The organism is Pleurocapsa minor HA4230-MV1 (assembly GCA_019359095.1).
GTDB classification, from domain to species: domain Bacteria; phylum Cyanobacteriota; class Cyanobacteriia; order Cyanobacteriales; family Xenococcaceae; genus Waterburya; species Waterburya minor.
This window is the reverse complement of record JAHHHZ010000036.1, coordinates 37,378-61,039: the sequence shown is the minus strand read 5'-3', so window position 1 is coordinate 61,039 and position 23,662 is coordinate 37,378. Positions and strand designations below refer to the sequence as shown.

Annotated in this window: 19 protein-coding genes and 1 tRNA gene; 9 read left to right on the top strand and 11 right to left on the bottom strand. The window is 39.7% G+C overall.

Features of this window, described 5'->3' with window-relative positions; all coding sequences use genetic code 11:
• Positions 1-15 precede the first annotated feature (15 nt).
• On the top strand, positions 16-420 hold the full coding sequence (psb27, locus tag KME09_24225; GenBank protein ID MBW4537044.1) for a photosystem II protein Psb27: 405 nt from the start codon (positions 16-18) through the stop codon (positions 418-420).
• 253 nt (positions 421-673) lie between these two features.
• Here the strand turns inward: psb27 and KME09_24220 are convergent.
• The 4 genes from KME09_24220 to KME09_24205 all read right to left on the bottom strand — a co-directional run bounded on the left by KME09_24220 (position 674) and on the right by KME09_24205 (position 4,037).
• A tRNA-Leu gene (locus KME09_24220) sits at positions 674-753 on the bottom strand.
• A gap of 75 nt (positions 754-828) precedes the next feature.
• A complete protein-coding gene (locus KME09_24215) occupies positions 829-1,131 on the bottom strand; it encodes a hypothetical protein (protein ID MBW4537043.1) in 303 nt (100 codons plus the stop codon).
• Between the two features lie 236 nt (positions 1,132-1,367).
• Positions 1,368-2,717 carry a transporter gene (locus KME09_24210; GenBank protein MBW4537042.1) on the bottom strand — a complete coding sequence of 450 codons (1,350 nt, stop codon included), beginning with the start codon at positions 2,715-2,717 and terminating at the stop codon, positions 1,368-1,370.
• Between the two features lie 786 nt (positions 2,718-3,503).
• Positions 3,504-4,037 carry a PadR family transcriptional regulator gene (locus KME09_24205; GenBank protein ID MBW4537041.1) on the bottom strand — a complete coding sequence of 178 codons (534 nt, stop codon included), beginning with the start codon at positions 4,035-4,037 and terminating at the stop codon, positions 3,504-3,506.
• Between the two features lie 132 nt (positions 4,038-4,169).
• Between KME09_24205 and KME09_24200 the strand changes: the two genes are divergently transcribed.
• The 3 genes from KME09_24200 to KME09_24190 all read left to right on the top strand — a co-directional run bounded on the left by KME09_24200 (position 4,170) and on the right by KME09_24190 (position 9,507).
• Positions 4,170-5,498: an efflux RND transporter periplasmic adaptor subunit gene (locus KME09_24200; GenBank protein ID MBW4537040.1), complete on the top strand. Its 1,329-nt coding sequence runs from the start codon at positions 4,170-4,172 to the stop codon at positions 5,496-5,498.
• A 38-nt stretch (positions 5,499-5,536) separates the two neighbouring features.
• Positions 5,537-8,773 (top strand): efflux RND transporter permease subunit, encoded by a 3,237-nt coding sequence (locus KME09_24195; protein ID MBW4537039.1) that lies wholly within the window; start codon positions 5,537-5,539, stop codon positions 8,771-8,773.
• Between the two features lie 89 nt (positions 8,774-8,862).
• Complete coding sequence (locus KME09_24190) at positions 8,863-9,507, top strand: class I SAM-dependent methyltransferase (protein MBW4537038.1); 645 nt, start codon at positions 8,863-8,865, stop codon at positions 9,505-9,507.
• A gap of 274 nt (positions 9,508-9,781) precedes the next feature.
• On the opposite strand, the gene KME09_24185 is transcribed toward KME09_24190, so the two are convergent.
• The 5 genes from KME09_24185 to KME09_24165 all read right to left on the bottom strand — a co-directional run bounded on the left by KME09_24185 (position 9,782) and on the right by KME09_24165 (position 15,747).
• Positions 9,782-11,209 (bottom strand): efflux RND transporter periplasmic adaptor subunit, encoded by a 1,428-nt coding sequence (locus tag KME09_24185; GenBank protein ID MBW4537037.1) that lies wholly within the window; start codon positions 11,207-11,209, stop codon positions 9,782-9,784.
• Positions 11,210-11,426: 217 nt separating this feature from the next.
• Complete coding sequence (locus tag KME09_24180) at positions 11,427-12,374, bottom strand: methyltransferase domain-containing protein (GenBank protein ID MBW4537036.1); 948 nt, start codon at positions 12,372-12,374, stop codon at positions 11,427-11,429.
• Positions 12,375-12,682: 308 nt separating this feature from the next.
• Positions 12,683-13,294 (bottom strand): aminoacyl-tRNA hydrolase, encoded by a 612-nt coding sequence (pth, locus tag KME09_24175; protein ID MBW4537035.1) that lies wholly within the window; start codon positions 13,292-13,294, stop codon positions 12,683-12,685.
• Between the two features lie 75 nt (positions 13,295-13,369).
• Positions 13,370-13,591 (bottom strand): DUF2811 domain-containing protein, encoded by a 222-nt coding sequence (locus tag KME09_24170; GenBank protein ID MBW4537034.1) that lies wholly within the window; start codon positions 13,589-13,591, stop codon positions 13,370-13,372.
• Positions 13,592-14,235: 644 nt separating this feature from the next.
• Positions 14,236-15,747: a cryptochrome/photolyase family protein gene (locus tag KME09_24165; protein MBW4537033.1), complete on the bottom strand. Its 1,512-nt coding sequence runs from the start codon at positions 15,745-15,747 to the stop codon at positions 14,236-14,238.
• A 135-nt stretch (positions 15,748-15,882) separates the two neighbouring features.
• Between KME09_24165 and KME09_24160 the strand changes: the two genes are divergently transcribed.
• From KME09_24160 to KME09_24150, 3 genes are all read left to right on the top strand, one after another.
• Positions 15,883-17,100, top strand: coding sequence for an ABC transporter permease (locus KME09_24160; protein ID MBW4537032.1), 1,218 nt, complete (start codon positions 15,883-15,885; stop codon positions 17,098-17,100).
• 402 nt (positions 17,101-17,502) lie between these two features.
• On the top strand, positions 17,503-20,304 hold the full coding sequence (locus tag KME09_24155) for a PAS domain-containing protein (protein MBW4537031.1): 2,802 nt from the start codon (positions 17,503-17,505) through the stop codon (positions 20,302-20,304).
• Between the two features lie 43 nt (positions 20,305-20,347).
• The gene (locus tag KME09_24150; protein ID MBW4537030.1) at positions 20,348-20,785 is read left to right on the top strand and encodes a DUF4279 domain-containing protein; all 438 of its coding nucleotides are present in this window, start codon (positions 20,348-20,350) and stop codon (positions 20,783-20,785) included.
• Positions 20,786-20,959: 174 nt separating this feature from the next.
• Here the strand turns inward: KME09_24150 and KME09_24145 are convergent, their stop codons facing one another.
• Positions 20,960-21,169 (bottom strand): hypothetical protein, encoded by a 210-nt coding sequence (locus KME09_24145; protein MBW4537029.1) that lies wholly within the window; start codon positions 21,167-21,169, stop codon positions 20,960-20,962.
• A 297-nt stretch (positions 21,170-21,466) separates the two neighbouring features.
• Positions 21,467-21,670, bottom strand: coding sequence for a hypothetical protein (locus KME09_24140; GenBank protein MBW4537028.1), 204 nt, complete (start codon positions 21,668-21,670; stop codon positions 21,467-21,469).
• A gap of 199 nt (positions 21,671-21,869) precedes the next feature.
• Between KME09_24140 and KME09_24135 the strand changes: the two genes are divergently transcribed.
• On the top strand, positions 21,870-22,619 hold the full coding sequence (locus KME09_24135) for a hypothetical protein (GenBank protein MBW4537027.1): 750 nt from the start codon (positions 21,870-21,872) through the stop codon (positions 22,617-22,619).
• 28 nt (positions 22,620-22,647) lie between these two features.
• Positions 22,648-23,436 carry an Rpn family recombination-promoting nuclease/putative transposase gene (locus KME09_24130; GenBank protein MBW4537026.1) on the top strand — a complete coding sequence of 263 codons (789 nt, stop codon included), beginning with the start codon at positions 22,648-22,650 and terminating at the stop codon, positions 23,434-23,436.
• The last annotated feature ends 226 nt before the right edge of the window (positions 23,437-23,662 follow it).

Sequence of the window (23,662 nt, the reverse complement as noted above, 5' to 3'; positions counted from 1 at the left end):
TTACTGATAAAATTTATGTTTGCCAAAAAATACTTATCTCGTCTACTAGCTCTGGTGTTAGTAGTTTCTATTAGTTTAATGGGCTGTGGTTCTAATCCTTCAGGACTGTCAGGAAATTATCGCGAAGATACTATTGCTGTCTTGAGTAACTTAAGAACGGCGATTGAATTACCTGATAATGCCACTAACAAAAAAGATGTTGTTAGTCTCGCTCGTAAACAAATTAGCGATTATGCTTCTCGCTATCGTCGTAACAGTGAAACTGCTGGTTTAAGATCATTTACTACCATGCAAACTGCGTTAAATGCGATCGCAGGATACTATAGTTCTTACGGTAATCGCCCTTTGCCCGAGAAGCTTAAAAATCGTTTAGATCAAGAATTTAAGCAAGTGGAAATTTCTCTTAAAAGAGGCGTTTAGTTTTTAACTTTAAATACGAACAAAAATTATCCTCCTTAGTCTAGATGGCTGGGGAGGATTTTTTACGGCTCTATTCAAACTGCGATCGCAACTAGCTGAAATTCTTTAACTACTACCTACGAGCCGATCGCTCTGACTGTTTTAAGCTAATTTTGTAAGGCTATAATTTCTGGTTATTCAGGCGATCGCATTTAAAGCGCGATAAGCGATAAAACCACATTCAGATGACAGTATAGGTAAAATCTACCAAGAGTGGGCGAAGAGAGACTCGAACTCTCACGATTTCTCGCCACATTTTGAGTGTGGTGCGTCTACCGATTCCGCCACTCGCCCATTTCGCGTGACATATGTCAGTATAGCATCTATTATTTCGTTTACGAAGTTATCAGCTAAAAGATTGGCAGCAATTTACTGGGGTAGCTTGATTTGTTCACAGCCTAAATAGGTCGCACAGTCAGGAATAATTGTATTTAAATAATAATCGGCATCAAATATTACTTTGTTATCCATTGTTCTACCGAGGGCATGGCGATAATGTTCTGATAAAAACTCTTCTTGAATAAAACTGTTGCCAGCTTCAACCAGAACCGTTCCAGGTTGCTCTGATTCCGTCACCAATAATGCAAAAGTATTTGACTCTAAATCTATTTTTAATTCCATATGGGTCATTTGTTCGTTTTCAAGATAAGGAACAATATGCAGAGTACTCATGATTAATTTTTAGTTATTAAGCAATTATCCATATATTGTGTCTTAGTTTCAGCTGTTTTATCCTATTTTTTTTGATTAAATTATTTTGTTAATTCAAGCTTTTATGCTACTTCTAAATCTTCGATGGCAGTATTTATTTAACATAGAGTTTACGTTTAGCTTTCATAGCTAAAAAATAGCGATCGCATATACTTAACTTACGCGATCGCCGTGAATAAATTAGCTGTGTTATCTTCTTAAATAAGAAAAGCAACCGTAACGAACAATGCTGCTGTTATTAGCTGCGCAAACATCGTGGGTATACCATACTTTAAAAATGTCTTGAACGACATATTACCGCCATGCATTTCTGCTACCCCAGCTGCCACAATATTGGAAGATGCACCCATCAAAGTACCATTCCCACCTAAAGTAGCACCAAACATCATGGCGTAGAATAACGGTAAAACTTCTGGCGGAAATTGCCCTTGAAATCCAGGCTCTAGGAATTGCGGCCCAATTAAGTCTACATTCACTAGATATTGCTTGAGTAGAGGCACCATTGCTACTACTAGGGGAATGTTGGGAACAACGCTAGATAGTAAACCGACTAAAAATAGCAAGGCAATTGAACCTAGAGCGATATTTTGACCTAAAATAACGGCTAAGACTCCTGAAATACTGTTAATTACTCCTGTTTTTTCTAACCCACCAATCAAGACGAAGGTAGACATGAAAAATAGCAGAGTACTCCAGTCAACGTCTCTAAGTATATTATGTACCGTATCGATTTTACTTTGACTAGCCAGCAATAAAGCTATCGCTGCCCCTAATAAAGCCACGGAAGCAGGAGGAATAGGAGTAGGTAAGTTTTCACCAATCACGAAAAATAGTAAAACTGTGGCTACCAATAATCCACCCAACATCAATACTTTTGGGTGATTAATTTTAGGATGGGGCAAAGTATTCATGTCATCTAGTTTCTTGTTCCAGATATCACGAAACAAAAAAGGAGCTAAAATCAAAATTGTACCTACAGCAACTGCCCCACCTAAACTACACCTCATGAGATAATCGTTAAAACTGAGATTGATCGAATCTCCGACAATAAAAGTAGCAGGATCGCCAACTAAAGTTAACAAGCCCGCACTATTAGCCACAAAAACCATCAAAATCAGCAAAGGCACGAAATCTATACCTATTTCTTGAGCAATGGGCGGAAGTAGAGGTGCTAGCAACATTACTGTAGTAGCATTGGGCAATACCGCACAGATCGGTGTAGTAATAGCAATTACCGCTAATACCAAACGCTTTCCTTCACCCTTTGCCATTACCACCATCTGCGTACCTAAGTAAGCAAAAATATTAGTTGGCTCAAAAGCTCTCACTAAGACCATAACTCCAAAAAACAGAGCTAACGTAGCATGACTCTGGTTAATATAGCCAATTGCCTGACCAAGAGTCATGACATGAGCGAATATTAAAATTAATGCGCCGAGAAAAGCTGCAACAGTTAAATGTAATCGTTCTGTTAAAATAGAAACAATTACCGCCGTAAAGGTAACTGCTGCCACTATAGCTGGTAGGTTAGACAAGGTTATTTCCATAATTCCAATTAATATTTAATAATTACTTATTGCGTTGTCAAAAACCAGTAATATTTATACTCAAATCAAAAAAGATACTTAAAAAAAAGCAGTCAGGTTAAGAATCGCTAACTGTCTTAAATAACCAATAGGGTTCTTGGATTGAAAGTAGTTAATAATTCCCCTGTTTAACTATGAGTAAATTCTGTTTAACCATTTAAGTATTAGAGTATAAATAAGCAATAAGTATCATTATTTGGGACTTTTAATGATTATTTGCTATTGTCACTTGGTAAGCTAGAAAGCGATTCCAATAATCTCAACAGCTTTAGTTTTATCCGTACTTTTAATTTCAAACATGAGCTAGATCTCCTATGTAAATAACATCGCTGTGGTATACACATTAGAATTCCTAAGAATCTTTCTATGCCACCTCAGTGTGTGAACGTATAGAGCAGTTATGAACTAAGGAAAATGATGAGAGCAATCATGTTTAAATGCTTACTCTTCAATCTCCTCTCAATGCCGACGAGGTTAGCTGACGGACTAGGACTGAGAGATGTCCTTTCTTACCTTTTTCGGAAGAATAAGCCCCAATAATGGTTTCCCCGTTTCCTTACTTAAGTTTTGATTTAAGCTTAATTTAAGGAATTTGGCAGACTGAACCCTGACTATTTTATCGCTGAAGAAGTATATATTAAATTAATCCTATATATCTTGTCAATTATGTTTTTATTCCTAAATATTGCCTTTCTTCTTTCAAACAAACATGGATAACTAAATAAATTATGTAATCGCTATCATAATTCAACCTAAATTATTGGATATTGTATTATTTTCTTCTCTGAGAATTTGTTTTTTTAACCATTCAATTTCACAGCGGAGATTTGCTAGATGGCGTTGCAAAGCGATCGCCCGATAGGGATCCTCGGCTTGCTCAACAATTTGTGATTCGCGATTTTCTAAGCGCAATTGACAGGTCATTAAACGAGACTGCATCAGTTTAACTCGTTCTGTCGGTTCTAATTGACTAAAGAAAAAGAATTTAATGATAAAGCGGGAACGACTGTTAACCCAGCTTTCATGAGGATGCGCCAACATTTTTTCGCGCCAGCGATCGCGCCCTAATTCGGTAATTTGATAGACTTTACGATTTGAGCCAGCATCTGTCAATGCTTGAGTTTTAATGTATTTCTGTTTTTCTAGTCGCTTCAATAGAGGATAGATAGCACCGTAGTTGACGCTGATACAGCCACTCATAAACCTTTCTAACTGTTGTTTGAGAAGATATCCGTGTAAAGGTTTTTTGAGTAGTAGACCAAGAGCGGCTAATTCCAGCATTTTTTGTGACCGTCAATACAAACAGTTTTTCAGACATTCTTGATATAATCGTTAATAGTATCATTTTGATATAGTTTGATTCAAGCTCGACGAAATTGAATCATGGCAATCTGCTTCAGTTTCAACAACATTATGTCACTCAGATTTTTGACTATTAAATATACTTATCGGGTGCCGAATCCAACCACGTATTGGTTATTTTTTTTACCTGGATTGCTCCTATTAGCTGGCGGTTGTGGCTTATTACCTCCAGGAGATGCCCAAAGTGAATCTGCTAGACCTCAACAGCAACAAAAATTCGTAACTGTCGATGCAGCAGTAGCTCGCCAAGCCTCACTAGAAGAAGCTACCGAGTATGTCGGGACAACTTTTCCCGTGCGGGAAGTTTCTTTGCGATCGCGTGTTGAAGGGCAACTGCTGGATGTGACGGCAGATGTGGGCGATCGAGTAGAGCAGGGTCAAGTATTAGCGAGAATCGACGATTCCATCTCCAAAGCTACGGTGGTGGAGGCAGAAGCCGAAGTTGCTGCTCTGCAATCGGAAGTAGCCAGTTTAACAGCAGATGTCAATGATGCCCGCGCTCAAGTCGAACAGGCGCAATTAGAACTAAAACAGGCGCAGTCTGATGCAGCTAGGACAAGCCAACTTTTTCAGCAGGGTGCGATTTCCGAGCAAGAGGCAGAATTAGATAGAACTGCGGTGGGGACAGCAAAACAAACATTACAGTCTGCCCAACAGCAGGTAGCCAACCGTGCTTCAGCAGTAGTAGCTGCTCAACGTCGCGTCGCTGCACAGGAAGCAATAGTCGCCCAAGAGCAACAAAGACAGTCATTTACCGTATTGACTTCTCCCGTCACGGGTTCGGTATTAGAACGAGTCCTAGAACCAGGAGACTTAGCCCAAGCAGGTGATGAAGTCTTGCGGTTAGGAGATTTTAGCCAGATCCAGGTACAGGTACAGATTTCTGAATTAGAACTAGCAGGGATTCGGACAGGACAGACAGCGCAGGTAAGGTTAGATGCTTTGCCAGAGCAAACCTTTACAGGAGAAGTGACCCAAATATCTTTGGCTGCGGATGCTACTGCCCGACTGATTCCTGTTGAAGTGACTATTCCCAACCGCGATCGCCGTATTGGTAGGGGATTACTAGCGCGGGTTAATTTCAATCAGCAGAGCGAGCGCAACATTGTCGTTCCTGAAACAGCAGTTCAAATAACCTCAGAGGGGATAAAAGAGAATAATTCCGAGTCAGATATAGCAACCATGTTCATTTTAAAGCGAGAGGGAGAACAGGCAACAGTTACAGCCCGTGAAGTAAAACTTGGCGATCGCGCCAATTCTCAAGTAGAGATCCTCTCTGGACTCAAACCAGAAGAAGAATTTGTCGTCCGTAGCAGTGGTAATTTACAAAATGGCGATCGCGTTCGTCTTAGCTTTATCTCCGAATCATCAAAATCCTGATTAGATTAATTTTAGTCAGGGCGAAATGCCCCTTCATTATGAAAACTTCTCCCCCCGCCAATTTTAGTATCAGTGCTGTTGCCATTCGTCAGCATATTGGTACTCTGATGCTAACCCTAGCGATAATTGTGATCGGCGTATTTTTTCTGTTTGACATTCAGGTAGATTTACTACCCTCGATTACCTATCCACGCATTGGTTTGCGAGTAGACGTACCTGGCATTTCCCCCGAAGTTGCCATAGATGAAGTGACTCGACCTTTAGAAGAAGGGCTAGCTGCCACCGAAGGAGTGGTTCAGGTTTTTTCCCAAACTCGCGAGGGACAGGTAAGTGTTGACCTTTACTTTCAACCAGGGGGGAATATTGACCAAGCTTTAAACGATGCTACTGCTGCATTTAATCGGGCGCGCTCTAATTTACCAGATACAGTTGAAGAACCAAGAATATTTAAAGTCGATCCGTCTCAACTCCCCGTTTACGAACTGGCACTGACATCTCAATCTTTAGATCCTTTGCAGTTGCGCGTGTTTGCCGATGAAGAACTGGCGCGGGAACTGGGAGTTGTTGAGGGTGTAGCCGTGGTTGATGTTTCGGGAGGTGTCGAGGAAGAAGTACGGGTTTTAATCGATCTCAGCCGTTTGCAAGCCTTGGGTATAACCTTAGATGATGTTCTCACCGAGTTAGCAGAAACCAATCAGGATATTTCTGGCGGGCGAATTTTAGGCGAGCTTAACGAACCTTTGACCCGTGCCGTTGGTCGCTTTGAGGATGCGGAGTCAATTCTCGATCTTGCTTTTGAAGTGGAGAATTCGGAGAATTCAGCAGCAGCCGAGACAGAAAATAACTCAGGATCTCCACGACGGGTATATCTGCGAGATTTTGCCCAAGTTATTGATGGTCAAGCTAACCAGCGAGTTTTTGTCTTTCTTAACCAACAGCCTGCCATAAAAGTAAGCATTCAAAAGCAGCCCGAAGCCAATACGATTGAAGTTGTAGAGGGAATCAAACGGCGCGTTAAAGAGTTACAACAAGCAGGAATAATTCCTAAAGATCTCGAATTGGTTGCCACTTTAGACGAATCAGTTTTTATTCGCAATGCAATTAGCAATGTTACCAATTCTGGTTTAGTTGGCGCAGGACTAGCTGCGATCGCCGTTTTGCTGTTTTTGGGATCGCTGCGTCAAACTGCAATTATTGTGTTGGCAATTCCTTTAGCAACACTGGCAGCAATTATTTTAATGAAGCTATTTGGCTTGTCTCTCAATGTATTTAGCTTGGGCGGATTGGCGGTAGGAGTGGGAATTGTTGTCGATAACTCCATTGTCATGCTCGAAAATATTGCCGAAGGTGCGGGCATGACACCAGGAAAAGATGCCAAGACACGACTTAATTCTCAGCAGTTGATCGAGCGAACTATTTCAAGCAGTCAAGAGGTTGAATCGGCTTTGGTTGCTTCTACCAGTACCAATTTAGTTGCCGTGCTGCCTTTCTTGCTGATCGGTGGCTTTATTTCGCTGCTATTTAATGAATTGGTTCTTACCCTTAGCTTTGCGGTGGCTGCCTCAATTTTAGTGGCAGTAACAGTTGTGCCGATGCTAACTTCTCGTTTACTAGGAATCCAAAGATCGAGTTCCATTGGGCATTTTTGGCTACTGCAAACCTTCAATCGTCAATTTGAAGCTGCTACCAGACGCTACGGAATTATGCTTAAACAGATCTTACGACGGCGTTTATTGGTGGTTGGACTGACGTTTTTACTGCTGGGTGGTAGTACTATTTTAGTTGTCGGTCGAGTTCCCCAAGAAATTTTGCCTCGGATCGATACAGGGCAGGCTCAATTACGCGCTCAATTCCCCCCAGGAACTCCTTTAGAGACAAACCGTCAAGTCATGGCGAAAGTAGATGAGATTCTACTAGCACAGCCAGAAACCGAGTATGTCTTTACGACATCTGGAGGCTTTTTATTTGGTAGCAACACAAGCGAAAATCCTTTACGGGGTTCTAGTACGATCGCTCTTCAACCAAATACAGATGTTGAAGCTTATGTTTCGCGAGTATCAGCAGAGTTCGACCAGCTCAACTTGGTTGATATTCGCCTGCGCCTTAGCCCTGGTGAAGTACGGGGTTTAGTTTTAAACAATTCTCCAGTGCGTGGTGCAGATGTTGATGTAGTCCTTCAGGGGGAAAATGCTCAGATACTAGAACAAGCAGGACAGCAGGTGTTAGATGCCTTAGAACAACAAGCCGTTTTATCTAGCTTTCGTCCCGATGCCGACTCTAGACAACCTGAAATTCAAATTCGACTGGATCGAGAAAGGGCTGCCGATCTCAACTTAAACATTCAAGACATTGGTAATACCTTAGAAACGGCGATTACTGGTTCAGTACCTACCCAACTGCAACGGGAAAACCGCCTGATAGATATAAGAGTTGAACTGGAAGAAGATTCAATTCGTCGCCCCGAGCAACTAGAGCAAATTCCCTTATTTATCGATGATAGCGATATGCCTAACGGCATAGCTTCGCAACGCTTAATTCGTTTGGGAGATGTTACCCGCATTGAACAAGGACAAGCCCCTGGAGAAATTCAGCGCATTAACCAACGACAGGTATTTCTAATTTCAGGTAGCCTCAATGAAGATGCCGATTTAGGAGCAGCCCTGGCTGAACTAGAGCAAATTTTTCAAAATATTGACTTGCCAGAAGGGGTTAGTCGCCTCCCCAGTGCTGCTGCACAAAGTAATCAAGAAATTCAATCTTCTTTCGCTGTTTTAGGCGGACTAGCTGCATTTTTAGTTTTTGTGGTGATGGCAGTACAATACAATTCCCTTATCGATCCGCTGGTCATTATGTTTACTCTACCCCTGGCATTAGCGGGGGGAATTTGGGGACTGTTTCTTACTCAAACGGCGATCGGTATAACTGTAATTGTAGGAGCAGTTTTATTAGTCGGTATTGTGGTTAACAACGCGATTCTTTTAGTCGAGTTAGCCAATCAGATTAGAGATCGAGAAAGAGTCGATCGCACCACGGCAATTTTACAAGCTGCACCTCAAAGATTGCGTCCTATTCTCATGACTACCATAACTACTGTAGTGGGGATGTTTCCTTTGGCATTAGGACTGGGACAGGGGGGAGAGTTTCTGCAACCATTAGGTATTGTCGTCTTTTCAGGATTAGCATTGGCAACGCTACTAACTTTGTTTATTATTCCTTGTTTTTATATCTTGCTACATAATTTAGTCGATCGAGTTTTTGGTAAAAAAAGAGGATAACTTCCGTAGTGGCGATCGCGTTCTCGTATTATCAATTAGCAGACAATTTACCTTTTAAGAGTATGTTTAAAAGCAAATTGTAAATATTGATGATGATCGACAAACTGCGTAAATTAGCTAGGAAAACATTAGGACTCCAATCTTGGGAAGATTTCACAGTACAACAACATCGAGCAATGTGGCCAGCAGCCAAAGAACTTCAAGAAAAACATATTCGTAACTGTCGAATAGTGGTAAATCGGGAAAAAATGCTGGAGCATATGCCTAAAGATGCGATTTGTGCAGAAATAGGAATTTGGAAATGTGGCTTTTCCGAGAAAATTATCAACATAACGCAGCCTAAAAAATTTCATTTAGTCGATCTCGATCGGGACGCTATAAAAATTGCCAATCAGAAATTTGCTCAAGAAATATTAGATGAAAGAGTCATAGTACATACAGGCGATTCATCTGCAATTATTATGTCAATGCCAGATAATTATTTTGATTGGATTTATATTGACGGAGATCATTTTTATGAGGGAGTCAAAAAAGATTTGGAGGCTGCGCGATTAAAGTTAAAGCCTGATGGTCTAATCGCCATGAATGATTACATTTTTTTGAGTCCTATAGGATTGACAAAATATGGAGTTATAGAGGCTATTAATGAGTTTTGCCTCAAGTATGATTTTGAACTTATATATCTTGCATTTCAGGGGCGAGGTTATAATGACGTAGTCTTGCGGAGGATTTAGAGCAACAATAATTGCTGATACCATTTCTTCTTGAGGTTGCACTTACATATTTTCAGTTTAAATCTCGCGCCAAGACGCAAAGGCGCAAAGACGGACGCGAAGCTAATCCTTTAGGACAAAGACGTTTACCCCGCTTAGTTTGAGCGCGAGATTCGGCGAATTCATTTCGCCTTGAATAATCGCGCTGTTGGGGCAAAGGGGTTTAATTTAATTTAGTGCATTGTTATAGAGAATTGGTATGAAGAAAAATTGCTCCATAAAAAACTGAGCCGAATTAATCTTCAGCAGGTTTTTTAGATTCTGGCAGATCGATAAATACTCGCTGATTAGCTTTAACTCCCTCCAAAATCTGAGTCTGCTCTCCTAGATATGTTCCCACCTTGACAGGCTTAAACACTGGTTGATTATTTTCATCGGGAATCATTACCCCTTGCTCCCCATTTTCAGTAAAGATCGCCACCGTCGGTACAACTAAACTATCGTTTAATTGCTTGCCAATAAAAGTCACATCGACATTCATTTTAGAACGTAAAACATCTTGACCAGTAAGTAGCTTGACTCGTACCTCAAAAGAAGTAACGTTTTCTTCAACTACAGCTTCAGGAGCAATACGCTTGACCTCACCTGTAAATTCGCGATCGGGATAAGCATCCGCCACAATTTTCACCTTTTGTCCTGGCTGTAACTGACCAATATCCAATTCAGGAACTTGCGCCACAATTTCTAATCCTTGAGCTAATGCCAAAATTGAACTAGCCGAGGAAGAAGCGGTATCAGAGCCAGAAGTGCTTGGCGCAACATATGCACCTTCTACTGCATATCTTTGGGTCACAATGCCATCAAAAGGAGCTTTAACGATACTGTCTTGATACTGAATTTCTGATTGTTTTAAAGACATTTCAGCCTGTTCTAAAGAGGCTTCTAAAGCAGCAATTTCGTCAGGTGCAGTTGCCTGTTTTTGTTCTAAAGCAATTCTAGATTCGGCGATTTCCGCTTTAATCTGTTCAACCTCCCCGCCACCAGTACTTTGTAGCTGTTTTAGTTTTTGCCGCAGCTCATTGATACTAGACTGAGCATTTTGCGAATTATCACTAATCTCATCAAAAGTATCCTGAGAAATTGCTCCTTGCTTTAACAGATATTCATTACGCTTAACTCTTTGCTGTACTAACTTGAGGCGAGATGTTGCAGCATCAATCTGCGCTCTTGTTTGTTCAATATCTCTAGGAATTCTATTTTGAACCTGATTTAACTTTGCTTCCAGCTGCCTTAACCGCTCTTGAGACTGAGCAATTTCAGCTTTAATTTTTGCTTTATTTTCACCTAAAGTGGCGCGATTTTGCTTTAATTCTGCTTCTGTTTGAGAAGCTTGAATCGCTAGTTCGGCATTGTCCATAATTGCCAGAGTTTGACCCGCCTTCACGCGATCGCCTTGCTCCACTAGCAGTTTAACTAGTCTTCCTGCATCTTTCGGACTGACATTGACATTCTTAATCGGCTCAACCCTACCACTAGCTTCGATTTCTAGATTAAGATCTTCTTGTTTAACAGGTACGGTTAACGACTTGCTCTCAATTTCCAAGTCCTTACTTTTGTCTACTCGATAAATAGTAAAACCAATTAGAGTTAAGCAGATTGCTGCTATACCTGTAGCCAAAATAGGACTAAGTTTAAAATTCTTTTTACCTATAGATAATTTCATATATGATTTTTAATCTAGGGACACATTAAGCATCTAGATTTTATTAGTCGGGTTATAGAGTTAGCGTTTACAGACAATTACTACTTCATGGTAGCTATTTTGAATCGGCAAATGTTCTACCTCTAGTGATAATTACATTTGACGTTATTTAATGACTTGTGAGAATCTGCTTTGAGCTTATTTTTAGAGTTCCCAGATATTGCCCAAAATTATCCTTTCAACTCTTATGAGCAATGTGTAATAAAGAAAGGTAAGAAAGTTCGAGCTGTTGATTTTGTTTATTTAGCGATTGAACTCCGTCCACGGACGCGCCTCCAGGCGGACGGAGCGAAGCTCCTAATCCCTTTGGGGCAAATCCTTTAGGGCTTCGCGATCGCATTAGCTCAGTCTTTAATTCAGCAAACAGAGCATTGCGCTGCTCGGATGCCAATCTAATATAAGGAGAAAGCGTACTCAGCAATGTTAGGTAATCATCCACTGTATAGGTAACTGGAATAACTACCTGGTGAGTAATTAAATCTTGAAAATAACCTAAAGCGATCGCTTCTTGGGCTATTTTACCTATATTGTGCTGATAATCTTGATGAGTCTCATATTTGGTTAATTCAGGTGCATAAGTCTGATAGATACTTTGGCAGCTTTGATATATTTCATAATTTGGTTGGGGTGGAGTATTCCAGAGCAAAATTAGTAAGCCGTTATCAGTTAATGCTGCTGCGGTTTTGGCATATCTGACTTCTGGTGTTACCCAATGAAAGGAGGTTGCTGCAACTACAACATCAAACTTCTGTTTCCCTAACTCCCACTCTTCAAAAGTAGTATTTATTACCTCGACATTGCCATAAGCTGCACATTTATCTCTCGTTATGGCACAAGCAGATTTACTTGGCTCAAGACAGACTATTTTTGCCCCTAATTGAGCTAGTTCAACTGTCGCAATACCAACTCCTGCACCAATTTCTAAAACTGACTTTCCCTGCAAATTAGCCGTTTCCTGCATCTTAGCCCAAATTTTGGCAGGATATCTTGGTCTAGTGCGATCGTAAGCTGATGCTACCGAGTCATACCAGGTGGCTTTATTCGCACAACGATAAATATTTTTTAACAGACTTGATGTATCTCCTCCGTCTTGGCGATTACGAAGTTCATCGAAGGTATCGCTCATATATTTAATAGTCCAAAAATAGTTCTCAAGATAGATTAAAAAAAGTTACACAAATTAATATATGTTGCTATAATAATTTACATAAGTTAACTTAGCATAATTTAAACTCTAAATTTAAGCGTAGCTAACTTGTGGCAATAGTTTTAGATGCACTTATCACTTTATATATTTAGTTTTTATATTGAATTACTAGATTATTCTGAGCGAAAACAAATTCTAGAGCAAACAATCTTCTCATAATCAACCTCAGTCTGGTAACTGGGGTTTTTTTTTGCAATGAGCAGTAATCAGTAATCAGTAATCAGTAATTAGTAATCAATTGAAAATCCATTGTAGCGATTCATAGATTGTTCAATACCTGCTTTTAAGCTTAATTCAATCGCCTTAACCGATGTATATAAAATCTCTTCAATAGCTTTAAATTCTTCGGGGGCAAACTTACCTAGAACATGACTAATGGTAGTTTTTTCACCATCAGATTTACCAATCCCAATTCTCAAACGCGGAAATTCTTGACTGCCCAAATGAGCAATAATTGACTTCATGCCATTATGTCCCCCTGCCGAACCTGATAAACGCATCCGTAATCTACCTACAGGTAGATCCATATCATCGTAAATAACTAGCACGGAACGAGGTTCAACTTTATACCAGTCTGTCACTGCTCTCACCGATTGTCCTGAGCGATTCATGTAAGTCAGAGGTTTCAATAAGCGGACTTTTTGTCCTCCTGGTGTGACTCCCTCGGAAAATAACCCTTGAAAGCGCTTATTTTCTTTCAAAGGCATTTGCCATACTTTCGCTAATTCATCGACTGCGGCAAAACCAATATTATGTCTGGTATTGTCATATTTTGGTTCAGGATTACCTAAACCGACAATTAATTCAGGAATAATCAAGGTAGTCGAATCAAAAGTCACAGGATGTTAGTAGGGGATAAGCAGTGCAGACTGACGGTTGTAGTTATTTTATTATATGCTTCGGCAGATTGGCTTCTAGTTAGACTGAAACAAAGCCTCTAGATAGACTTTAGCGCAGGCGCGGTGGCTCTGATCTGGGTCGATCGCCTGACTACTATTGTTTTGCAATAGAAACAAGGATAAAGCAGCAGCAAAGACACGATCTTGATCCCAATGAGGATGAGTTTCTAAATAACTTTTTAAGGAAAAGTGGAGTTCTTCAGGGATATCTGCCAAAATACTTACGTTTGAGTTCATGGGTAGGGTAAATGCTCCTAAAATAAAAATTATTGTTTGCTTTTGTGCGATTTAACATCATAAATGACTTCAAAAGCACACCATAAAAGGTATATGCGATCGCTATTGTCATTTTCCCCAGTTGAGAAAACTAGCGATGGGAATTAACAGGTTTCTAATTTTAGATTACAGGGCTAATTTCTAGTTCATCGGATTTAGCCTAATTGGATGTTCGTTGATTCATTGTCCTCTTAAAGGGGGGCAGTTTGTCAATGCTAAGAAATATTAAGAGCAGTCTTAAATTTTTACGATCGCTACGCAAAATATATAGTTAAGCCCAGTTTTTTGTTACATTTTTTCATAAAACTGGGTTGTGAAAAGATTAATTTTAGGTAAAAAATGAATATCCACCGCCCGATACTCAAGACTTGATTACTGCGTTATTACCTGTGGAAAAACCTGGGTAATATGTGGAAAAACTGAAAATACACTGTGGAATTAGTGGGAAATTTGGAGGCTACAACCATAGTTTAAAATAAGTTTTAATAACTTTTTCTTGACTTTTAGAAAAGAGTTCAAAAGTACTGATTACTAATTACTAATTATTTGCCCTAAAGGATTCCCTACGGTCACGAAGCTTATCCTTTAGGACTGATTACTGATTACTAATTACTTAATTCTTCTTGCCACCATTGGTTAGCTAGAGTAGTTATTTCTGCGAGTTCTGGTTCGGAAATTCGTGGCAGATAGCTTAAAACCAGGTTCATTCTGCCCAAAGATTTGAGGCGATCGCGATGGCGATTGAGAAAGTCCCAGTAGAAGAAGTTGAAGGGACAGGCTTTTTCTCCCGTGCGATCGCTTTGATTATATTTGCAGCTACCGCAGTAGTCGCTCATCTTGTTGATATAGTTAGCCGATGCAGCATAGGGTTTAGAGGCTAATAAACCGCCATCAGCAAACTGTCCCATACCCAAGACATTAGTTTGCATTACCCAGTCATAAGCGTCAATGAAGGCACTGTGGAACCAGTTTTCTAACTCTTGTGGATTGACTCCTGCAATTAAGGCGAAGTTATTTAACACCATTAGTCGTTGAATATGATGACCATAAGCTATTTCTTCAACCTGAGTTAGAGTTTGATGCAGACAGTTCATGTCGGTTTTACTGGCATCCCAATAAAATTCGGGTAAAGGTCGATGATGTTGAAACCAGTTGCTTTCGGTGTATTCATCATTTTGCGCACTATAAATCCCGTGCATATATTCTCGCCAACCCATCACCTGACGAATAAAACCCTCAACGCTATTCAGGGGTAGCTCTTGCTCATAATAAGCCGTTTCAATCGCCTGAATTACCTCCATCGGTTCAAGTAATCCCAGATTGAGATAGGGAGAAATTAAACCATGCCACATCCTATACTCGCTGGTAATCATGGCATCTTGATAAGTCCCAAACTGAGCTAAACAATGCTCGACAAAGTAAGCTAGAACCTTTTGAGCTTGGACTCTGGTAACACCCCAATTAAACGGCTCAATTTTGCCATAATCAGAAAAGCGCTCTTGTTTAACCCAATCAATTACCTCCTGTGTAATTTCATCAGGTTCAAAAATTAAAGGCTTGGGAGTTTGCAAATTTTTCTTCGGTGGTTTGCGGTTTTGTTGGTCATAATTCCATTTGCCACCAAGGGGTTTTTGCTCCTCCATCAGAATATTAAATCGCTTTCTTCCTGCTCGATAGAAATCTTCCATCAGCATTTTTTTACGAGATTTTGTCCAGGTAATAAATTCCTCCCGACTCCAGAGAAAATGGCGATCTGGCAGAAATGTTATTTCACAATTTAAATCTAAGCTTTGAATATATTTGAGGAAAGGGCGATCGCAAGGAGTTGTAATCTGTAATTCCGTAATCTGATGATCCTTAATCCATTTAGTTAAGGGAATTGCAAAATCGGTAGCAACTTCATAAGTCACCTGCCAGTGATCAGCCTGTAGTTCTTGGGCAAAATGGCGCATCGCCGACCAAACTAAGACTAACTTTTGCCGATGATAGGTACGTTGTCTAACATAGTTATTAGACTCAATCAAAATAACTGGCGTTTGCTCTTTATGATCTTGATTGTTCTGTAGACTTAACTGTTGCGTTGTTAGGCGATCGCCTAAAATCCAAATACCGATCATGGAAGATTATTAATTACTGATTACTGAGCATTATCTAAATCATAAAAGCTAATACCTGACAGTTGATCGCTAAAAAGAAATAATAAATTTCAACTTATAAAAAATTACCTAAAAAATCAAAGTTAAAAAATCACAATGAAGATTATCGAAAACTTTAAAATGGCTACTTCTACTCTGGTATCCAACAAGATGCGTAGCGGCCTGACAATGTTGGGGATCATTATTGGCAATGCTTCGGTCATTGCGATGGTGGGTGTGGGACAGGGGGCAAAAAACCTGGCTTCAGAACAGTTTGAGTCTCTTGGCCCCAACGTCATCTTTATTGTTCCAGGTTCGGAGGAAGAACGACGCACTACTTTTGATCGACCTCAAACCCTAGTCTGGGAAGATGCGATCGCGATCGAGGAACAAGTACCTAGTGTTAAGGAAGTTGCTCCCCAAATCAATGCTAATCAACTGATCACCTATCGTAATCGTAACTCTAACGATCAGGTTGTTGGCACAACTCCAGAATATTTAACTGTCCGCAGTTTTACTGTAGATCGGGGTAGATTTTTTAGCGACCTAGATGTTAAGCGCAATCAGCGAGTTGCGGTCTTGGGGTCGGAGATCGCCGAGAAGTTTTTTCCGCAACAAAATCCTTTAGGCAAGAAAATTCGGGTCAAAAATATTAATTTAGAAGTGATTGGGGTTTTGGAAGCGAAAGGGGCATTTTTAGGCGATAACCAGGATCGTACGGTATATCTGCCTCTCACCACCATGGCAAGTCAGGTTGTGGGGGATACCTCTCCCTATGGCACAGGAGTCAGCTTTATTTCGATCGCCGCTAATGACGAGAAAAGCATTCGTGCTGCGAAACTACAAATTGAAAATCTGCTGCGTCTGCGACACCAAATTACAGGGAAAGATGATTTTAGCGTCAGGACACAAAAAGATGTCTTAGAGATCGTTGGCACAGTTACTAGTGGTCTTACGGTGTTGCTAGCTGCTATTGCAGGTATATCACTTATTGTAGGTGGCATTGGGGTGATGAATATTATGCTGGTAGCCGTTACCGAAAGAACCAAAGAAATTGGCTTACGTAAAGCCATTGGCGCTAAGTCAGGAGATATTCTCTGGCAATTTTTGATTGAGGCGACTATTCTCTCGGCTGCGGGAGGCGCGATCGGTACTGTTGTGGGGATTACAGGTATTGTGATTGTGGGTGCAGTTTCTCCTCTAGCACCGACGATTTCTCCTGTCGCAATTATCTTGGCTGTGGGAGTATCTGGGGCGATCGGTCTTTCTTTTGGCGTTTTTCCTGCTAAAGCTGCTGCCAAGCTCGATCCCATTGTGGCACTTAGAAGTATTTAAACCGCAAACGTGTTTTATAGCAGGGATCCTGGCCGAGGAACCCTGACCAAAATATAATTAAATATTATCTAAAATCAACTAGAGTATTTTTTTCTCAATTTTTGTTGCTAAAGTGTACCGTTTTCAATCATAATCAGCGATAGAGATTTATCTGCTTGCTAGATTCCTCATCAAATCTAGATAAAAACTGTTATTGCTATCATAGTTTTGCTCTAAATTAACTATAATTTCAGCAAATATAACGTTCACAAATCAAGTATTGTGTGCTTTTAATTACTTTAAAAAAATCTAAAATTATATACAATTTTGTCATGGTACAAGTTAATCTGTAATTCAATCATCTAAATATAAGATGTTTAATGATATTTTAGCTTTATCTGCATAACAACCTTTAAATCATCAATGAATCATGCTATTCCCAGCTTAGCAAAGACAGAAATAATTAAGCAGCTAGGTTGTTTTCCTGCATTTCTGACTCCTGCAATTAAGTCATCGCTAATTTATCAAAGCCTGGTACAGCAAACCTTATTTGCTTATATAAATAATCCTTTACCTGCTCAATTTAAAGAAAAGCTGTTTGTAGTCTTATCTCGCTATTTTGGAGTTAGTTATTTTACCATCTGCCATAGTTGTACGCTGCGATCGCTAGGCATCTCCGCCACAGAAATTCTGGCATTAGAAAAGCTGCAGTATCCCCAATCAGAGTTAGAAGTAGCAAAGGATCTCGAAATTCTTAACCGCCAATGGCGTAAAGAAATAGGATGGCAAAAGAATTCAGAGACGGAGTTGAGTTTACTGCGTTGTTCTAGCTTAATTTTCTTGCAACCTGAACAGACAGCTAGTTTATCAGTCGAGTTACAAGAACTGTTGGGGACTGTTTACTATCATTATTTGGTTGTTCTCTTAGGATATATCAAGCTCTGTCATCAATGGGTACGTAGCAATCAAAACATTGAACATCAACAAGATCGTCGCTCTCAACTACATCTTGGTTCTCTGCTTTTGGAAAACATCGAACTAGCTCAGTTTTTTACAGCGGAAGTGAGATCCGCAACCCCGTTAGCAGTTAATCGTTTCCAGGTAAAGTGTTGTCAAAATAACCAGGATCATCTAGCTAAAGCAAACACTAATCATTCAATAGCTCAAGTCTTATTGCCACAGTTAAGGCAAAAAACTCCTGCTACTCTAGTTAACGCACCTTTTCCCGTCATGATTCACAATCGGCAGGGGAAAATTATTCACCTCAATCGCAATTGGCTAGAAGCAAGTGGTTATGATACACAAGAACTATCGACGATTCAAGAATGGTATCAGAAAGCTCAGATTAGACAGAGAGAGATAGTTAAGCTACCAGTCAAAAACGATCATCAACTATGTTGCCAGTATATTGCTCCTACCGATCAAACGGCGATCGAGGCTAATTCTGCTTTGCAGCAAATTGTCAACTCATTAATTGAAATTGCTCCAGAAGTAACCCAAAATAAGATTAAGGCTCAAAAGAAACTGGTTGATGCGATTCGGAGTGAGGTAACAGTTGCCACTAAAGATGGCGCACAACTTTATTGGGAGCTATATTCAACCGCATTAAGCTTTGAAAGCGAGGCAGATGAATTGGTAATTTCCATCGCCAAAGATATCACCGATTTTGTTCATCATGAAGCCAAATTAGCTGAAGTAGAAGCCAAACTAAGATTAGTTTTAGAAGCGACGAAAACAGGTAACTGGAGTTGGGATTTAACGACAAATCAGGTTGATGTTTGCCACCGAGGTCGAACTATTTTAGGTTTAGAGAATTTTGATGGCAGTTACGAAAGTTTTTTACAATCGATTATCTCTGACCAAAGAGAATCGGTAGATCTAGAAATTGCCAAAGCAATTCAGGCGCACCAAGAATTAAGTGTTAAATATTGCGTGGTTAAACCTAATCAAAAAGCTGTGCAAATTCATACCAAAGGTAAGCTAAGCTATAGTGCTAGAGGTAAAGCAGTTCGCTTGTCTGGAGTAGTTATCGATATTACTTCAACGAATCAGAGTCTGAGGCAGCAAAACAATCAACTGCCATCAGCCATAGACTCTGCTTTATGTTGCGATTTGTCAGAATCTGATTTGTTGATTATGCAAGAAAACGCGGTTCAATCTTTGTCGGAATTAAGAACAGTAATAGACTTATTGCCTTACTTCTTATTTGTAGTAGATGTTAATACCAATAGCATATCTTTAATGAATTCTGGATTAGCCGCCAGCTTAGCTTTAGCAAAAGAGGCAGCAAGTGGCAAAACGATCGCCGAATGTTTTTCTTTAGAGTACGCTCAACAAATTAACTGGCAACATCAGCAGGTAATAAGCTACAAACAAGTGCTGCGTGTTCAGGAAGAAGTAATCTTGCCTGATGGTATTCACTATTTTGATACAGTGGTGACACCTCTCTACGATGCTGACGAAAACATTTATGCTCTACTGCGTACTTCCAGTGACATACCTGACTTAGCTGCTACTCAAGAAGCTCTATCTCAACGGACAATTCAGCTAGAAGCAGCCAACCGAGAATTAGAATCTTTTTCCTATTCTGTCTCCCATGATTTACAAGCGCCTCTAAGAATTATCAATGGCTTTAGTCAAGTACTTTGGGAAAATTACCTGCCCAATTTAGACGATCGCGGCAAACACTATCTCCAGAGGATTCAGGCAAACAGCAAGCGAATGAGCGACTTGATCGATGCTCTGTTACAGTTATCACGAGTCACTCGCAGTCAAATGAAGCCTGTTAAAGTAAATTTAAGTGCGATCGCTCAAGATATTATTGAAGAATTACAAGCAGAAAACCCCGAACGTCAGATAGAAGTAAAACTTGCTCCTAATTTAGAAACCAAAGGCGATCCCCAACTACTGAGAATCGTTTTGTCCAACTTACTCCATAATGCTTGGAAATATACTTCCAAGCGATCGCATCCTCGGATTGAATTTGGCATCATTACCGAAAATGTTCCCCAGCCTACCTATTTTATTAAAGATAACGGCGCAGGATTCGATCAAACCTATGTCGATAAATTATTCACTGCTTTCCAAAGACTTCATAGTCAGGCCGATTTTCCTGGTACAGGTATTGGACTAGCCACTGTACAGCGGATTATCTATCGTCATGGTGGTCAAGTTTGGGCAAAAGGAGAATGCGATCGTGGCGCAACTATTTATTTTTCTCTTTAATTGTACGCGCACTTGAAGCTTTTAATGCTAACGGTGAAGTGCTTTGGCGTTAGCGGATAATCAAGGTTCGGTGAGGATGCTGCTAGATAATGATGGTAACGTTGTAAATAACATTAGCATGGACAATACATATATTTTAAAAATTCATTGCAAGCAACAACAAATAGACACTGTTACCAATATTTTGGGTCTAGCTCCTTCTAGAAATGAATTCAGTTATTGGGAGTTCATTTTAATCGAGAAAGAATCAGACCCATATATAGACTTTGTGAATAAGTTTTTAGATTTATTAGAAGGTAAATATGAGCAACTTTCCAAGATTGGAGTAGAAAGAGATGGCATAGAAGTATGGGCGCTTTATAAATACGATCAGCAGTGCAACCTTGAATTTTCTCCTGAACAAATGAAGCGTTTAGGTGAACATGGAATTACATTTTGTATTTCGTGCTGGCAATCTTCGGAAGAGACATATGATGAATAAGAGCGATCGCATTTTCTAACTACACTCATGCGTCTTTACCCCAAGGCTAAAAGTGCGATCGCTGATCTGTAGGTTGGGTAGCGCGAAGCAAAACCCAACATCAATAAATCTATTGCTGGTTATAGTGAATTAAGTTGGTGATGGCGATCTGGTAGTGCGATCGCTTAAATATTTTTATGCAGTTAAAGAATATTTTTCTTGCAAAGTTTTTTCAATGGCATCTCTCAAAACCTGATTTCTTAAATCAACAGGTAGACTCATCCACTTATCGTACTGACTTTGTGGAATCTTTACTTGTACGGGCTTTCTAGCGCAAGCTTCTGTTGCTCCTGGAATTTTGGGAAAATGATTTAAGTGTTCTGTTTTGGGATTGTAATTAGCCATAAGGGTGATTTTCTCTCCTCAAGCACTAGCATACCTTGTCTATTATTAAGATTTGTCTTATTTGTGAATTAATCACTGGTATACTAAGATTGAAATTGTAAAATATAATTAATGGCGCTCGCTTCTTATAAATTTTTGGCGGAATTAGTGCGATCGCCTGTTATTAAATAATCAAGGATTTAACCATGACTAAATTATCTATCAAGTTTAAACCAAACAAGCTCACGCAGACAACCATCGCACCAAAGCCAAATAAATCTTCAAGCAGGACAAAAAGTTTACCTCCACGATTACGTTTTAGCAATTAGGGCAATCGTTGATCTTCTGTACTCCATCTTTTATCCATTTCCGCATTAATCCTAAACGTCGATCTCTTGGCAAACTCATTAATTGGTCGTAAATTTCTTGTTCGACTCTAATACCAATAGTTTTGCTCAATGCTTTTTCGCCTTCTGGTTTAAAAGATTTAAGGTTTTCTAATCTAGGATTTTTATTAGCCATTTAAGACTTACTTTTTGTTTGCTCAACTATTAAGTTCAATACACTTTCTAATTACTGGCTATCAGTCAAAACATTTGTTTACTTGATAACCAGTGAATAAAATGATAATCTTTTAAAAGATTTTAAAAGCGATCGCTCCTTATAAATTCTTGGCGGAATTAGTGCGATCGCCTGTTATTAAATAATCAAGGATTTAACCATGACTAATTATCTATCAAGTTTAAACCAAACAAGCTCACGCAGACAACCATCGCACCAAAGCCAAATAAATCTTCAAGCAGGACAAAAAGTTTACCTTCACGGCGACACCCAATACACAGGAACGCTAATTCGACCTTTGGAGCGCACCTATCCCCAGAAATGGACAATCGAGCTAGATGCGGGCGGTTACCAAGCCGTTAATCTAGAGCGCATATCCCTAATCGAATCTCAGTCATCAAGTGCGATCGAGGCAAACCTAGAAATCCCCTTTGGTGATGAACCTCAAGCAACTATCGAGCAACTAGAAAAAGAAATAATCGCCCTTAAAACAGAAGTCCATAAACTTAGACAAGAAAACGAAATCATCAAAAAAGATTTAGAACAAGCCAAACAAATCATCCGTAGGGCAAAAGATATCTCCCCGTTAATGCGGATTAGCTTAAAAAGAGTCCTCAGACTAGCTCACGATGCCTGCATGGATGTACAACGTACCGTCGGTGGCTGGATCTTGAGAATGGGCAACAAAGCTCGTAAATTTCGCCGTCTAGCAGATATCTGGGATATCTTATCTCAAGATGAATGGTATTTAAGTGATATTTTCCCCGAAGACAAACTAATTGCTGTAGACCTAATTCAACCACCCCGTCCGATTAAAAGACCAATGCCAGCTGAGAAAACGACTTTTCCCCTCATAAGCCCTGAAGATGTTCTGAGAAGGCGTAGTATGAGCTTAGTCAAATGTTCGTGAATGATCGAGATTTAACTGCTTAATTTTTGTGAAAACCGATACCCTTTTCTACCAGCTATTTCAGGAATTCCCCTGGATTTTCTTCCAGTTAATTCAACAAGAACAAATTAACCCCAACGCCTATCAATTCATTGCCCCAGAAATTAAACAACGATCCTTTCGCCTAGATGGTTTATTTACCACCACTGAAGAACATAGCGATCAACCTCTGTATTTCGTAGAGGTGCAGTTTTACCAAGAAACCGACTTTTACGATCGCTTATTTCCCAGTATTTTCCTGTATTTCAGTCAATATAAACCAGTCAATCCAGAATGGTTCGCGATTGTCATCTTTGACCGCCAGAATAATGATGTAGCTATTCCCCCAAGATACCAAGAACTAGCCAATCAAAGACTACAGAGAATATATCTCGACCAGATGCCAGAGGGAGTTCAATCTAACATCGGGCTAGGTATATTAAAATTAGTAGTTGAAGCTGAAAGTAATGCAGGAGAATTAGCCAGAAACTTAATCGAGAGAACCAGACAGGAGTTTAGCGACACAACCAGTCAAAAACAACTACTGGAATTAATCGAAACTATTGTTATTTATAAATTTCCACAACTGAGTTATCAGGAAATAGAAACGATGTTAAATCTAGAAGAGATCAAACAAACCAGAGTTTATCAGGATGCTAAATCAGAAGGTCTGCAACAGGGCAAATTAGAGCAAAAACTGGCAATGATTCCTTTATTACAGGAATTAGGCTTGAATATCGAACAAATCGCCCAAAGATTAGAAATATCCGAAAATTTGGTGCGTGAAAATATCAAATAATTAGAATTTGCGCTCTGCCCTCATTCATTACTGCAAGACAGATTATCGCTACTGATATTTGCGATCGCACAGTAGGGGTTGCCGTTGAGCGAGGTAATTTACATTAAGCGTAATACTGTTAATTCAAATAACATTTTTAGCTTTTTTTCTCATAAATCCGCGTAAATTGACTTTGTGGTCTAAAATCTTAAAATAAAATAGATAATTATAAAGTTTTATTAAGAGA

Coding starts and splice junctions, on each gene's coding strand:
- psb27 (MBW4537044.1), top strand. CDS start 16: ATGTTTGCCAAAAAATACTTATCTCGTCTACTAGCTCTGGTGTTAGTA.
- KME09_24215 (MBW4537043.1), bottom strand. CDS start 1,131: ATGAGTACTCTGCATATTGTTCCTTATCTTGAAAACGAACAAATGACC.
- KME09_24210 (MBW4537042.1), bottom strand. CDS start 2,717: ATGGAAATAACCTTGTCTAACCTACCAGCTATAGTGGCAGCAGTTACC.
- KME09_24205 (MBW4537041.1), bottom strand. CDS start 4,037: ATGCTGGAATTAGCCGCTCTTGGTCTACTACTCAAAAAACCTTTACAC.
- KME09_24200 (MBW4537040.1), top strand. CDS start 4,170: ATGTCACTCAGATTTTTGACTATTAAATATACTTATCGGGTGCCGAAT.
- KME09_24195 (MBW4537039.1), top strand. CDS start 5,537: ATGAAAACTTCTCCCCCCGCCAATTTTAGTATCAGTGCTGTTGCCATT.
- KME09_24190 (MBW4537038.1), top strand. CDS start 8,863: ATGATGATCGACAAACTGCGTAAATTAGCTAGGAAAACATTAGGACTC.
- KME09_24185 (MBW4537037.1), bottom strand. CDS start 11,209: ATGAAATTATCTATAGGTAAAAAGAATTTTAAACTTAGTCCTATTTTG.
- KME09_24180 (MBW4537036.1), bottom strand. CDS start 12,374: ATGAGCGATACCTTCGATGAACTTCGTAATCGCCAAGACGGAGGAGAT.
- KME09_24170 (MBW4537034.1), bottom strand. CDS start 13,591: ATGAACTCAAACGTAAGTATTTTGGCAGATATCCCTGAAGAACTCCAC.
- KME09_24165 (MBW4537033.1), bottom strand. CDS start 15,747: ATGATCGGTATTTGGATTTTAGGCGATCGCCTAACAACGCAACAGTTA.
- KME09_24160 (MBW4537032.1), top strand. CDS start 15,883: ATGAAGATTATCGAAAACTTTAAAATGGCTACTTCTACTCTGGTATCC.
- KME09_24155 (MBW4537031.1), top strand. CDS start 17,503: ATGAATCATGCTATTCCCAGCTTAGCAAAGACAGAAATAATTAAGCAG.
- KME09_24145 (MBW4537029.1), bottom strand. CDS start 21,169: ATGGCTAATTACAATCCCAAAACAGAACACTTAAATCATTTTCCCAAA.
- KME09_24140 (MBW4537028.1), bottom strand. CDS start 21,670: ATGGCTAATAAAAATCCTAGATTAGAAAACCTTAAATCTTTTAAACCA.
- KME09_24135 (MBW4537027.1), top strand. CDS start 21,870: ATGACTAATTATCTATCAAGTTTAAACCAAACAAGCTCACGCAGACAA.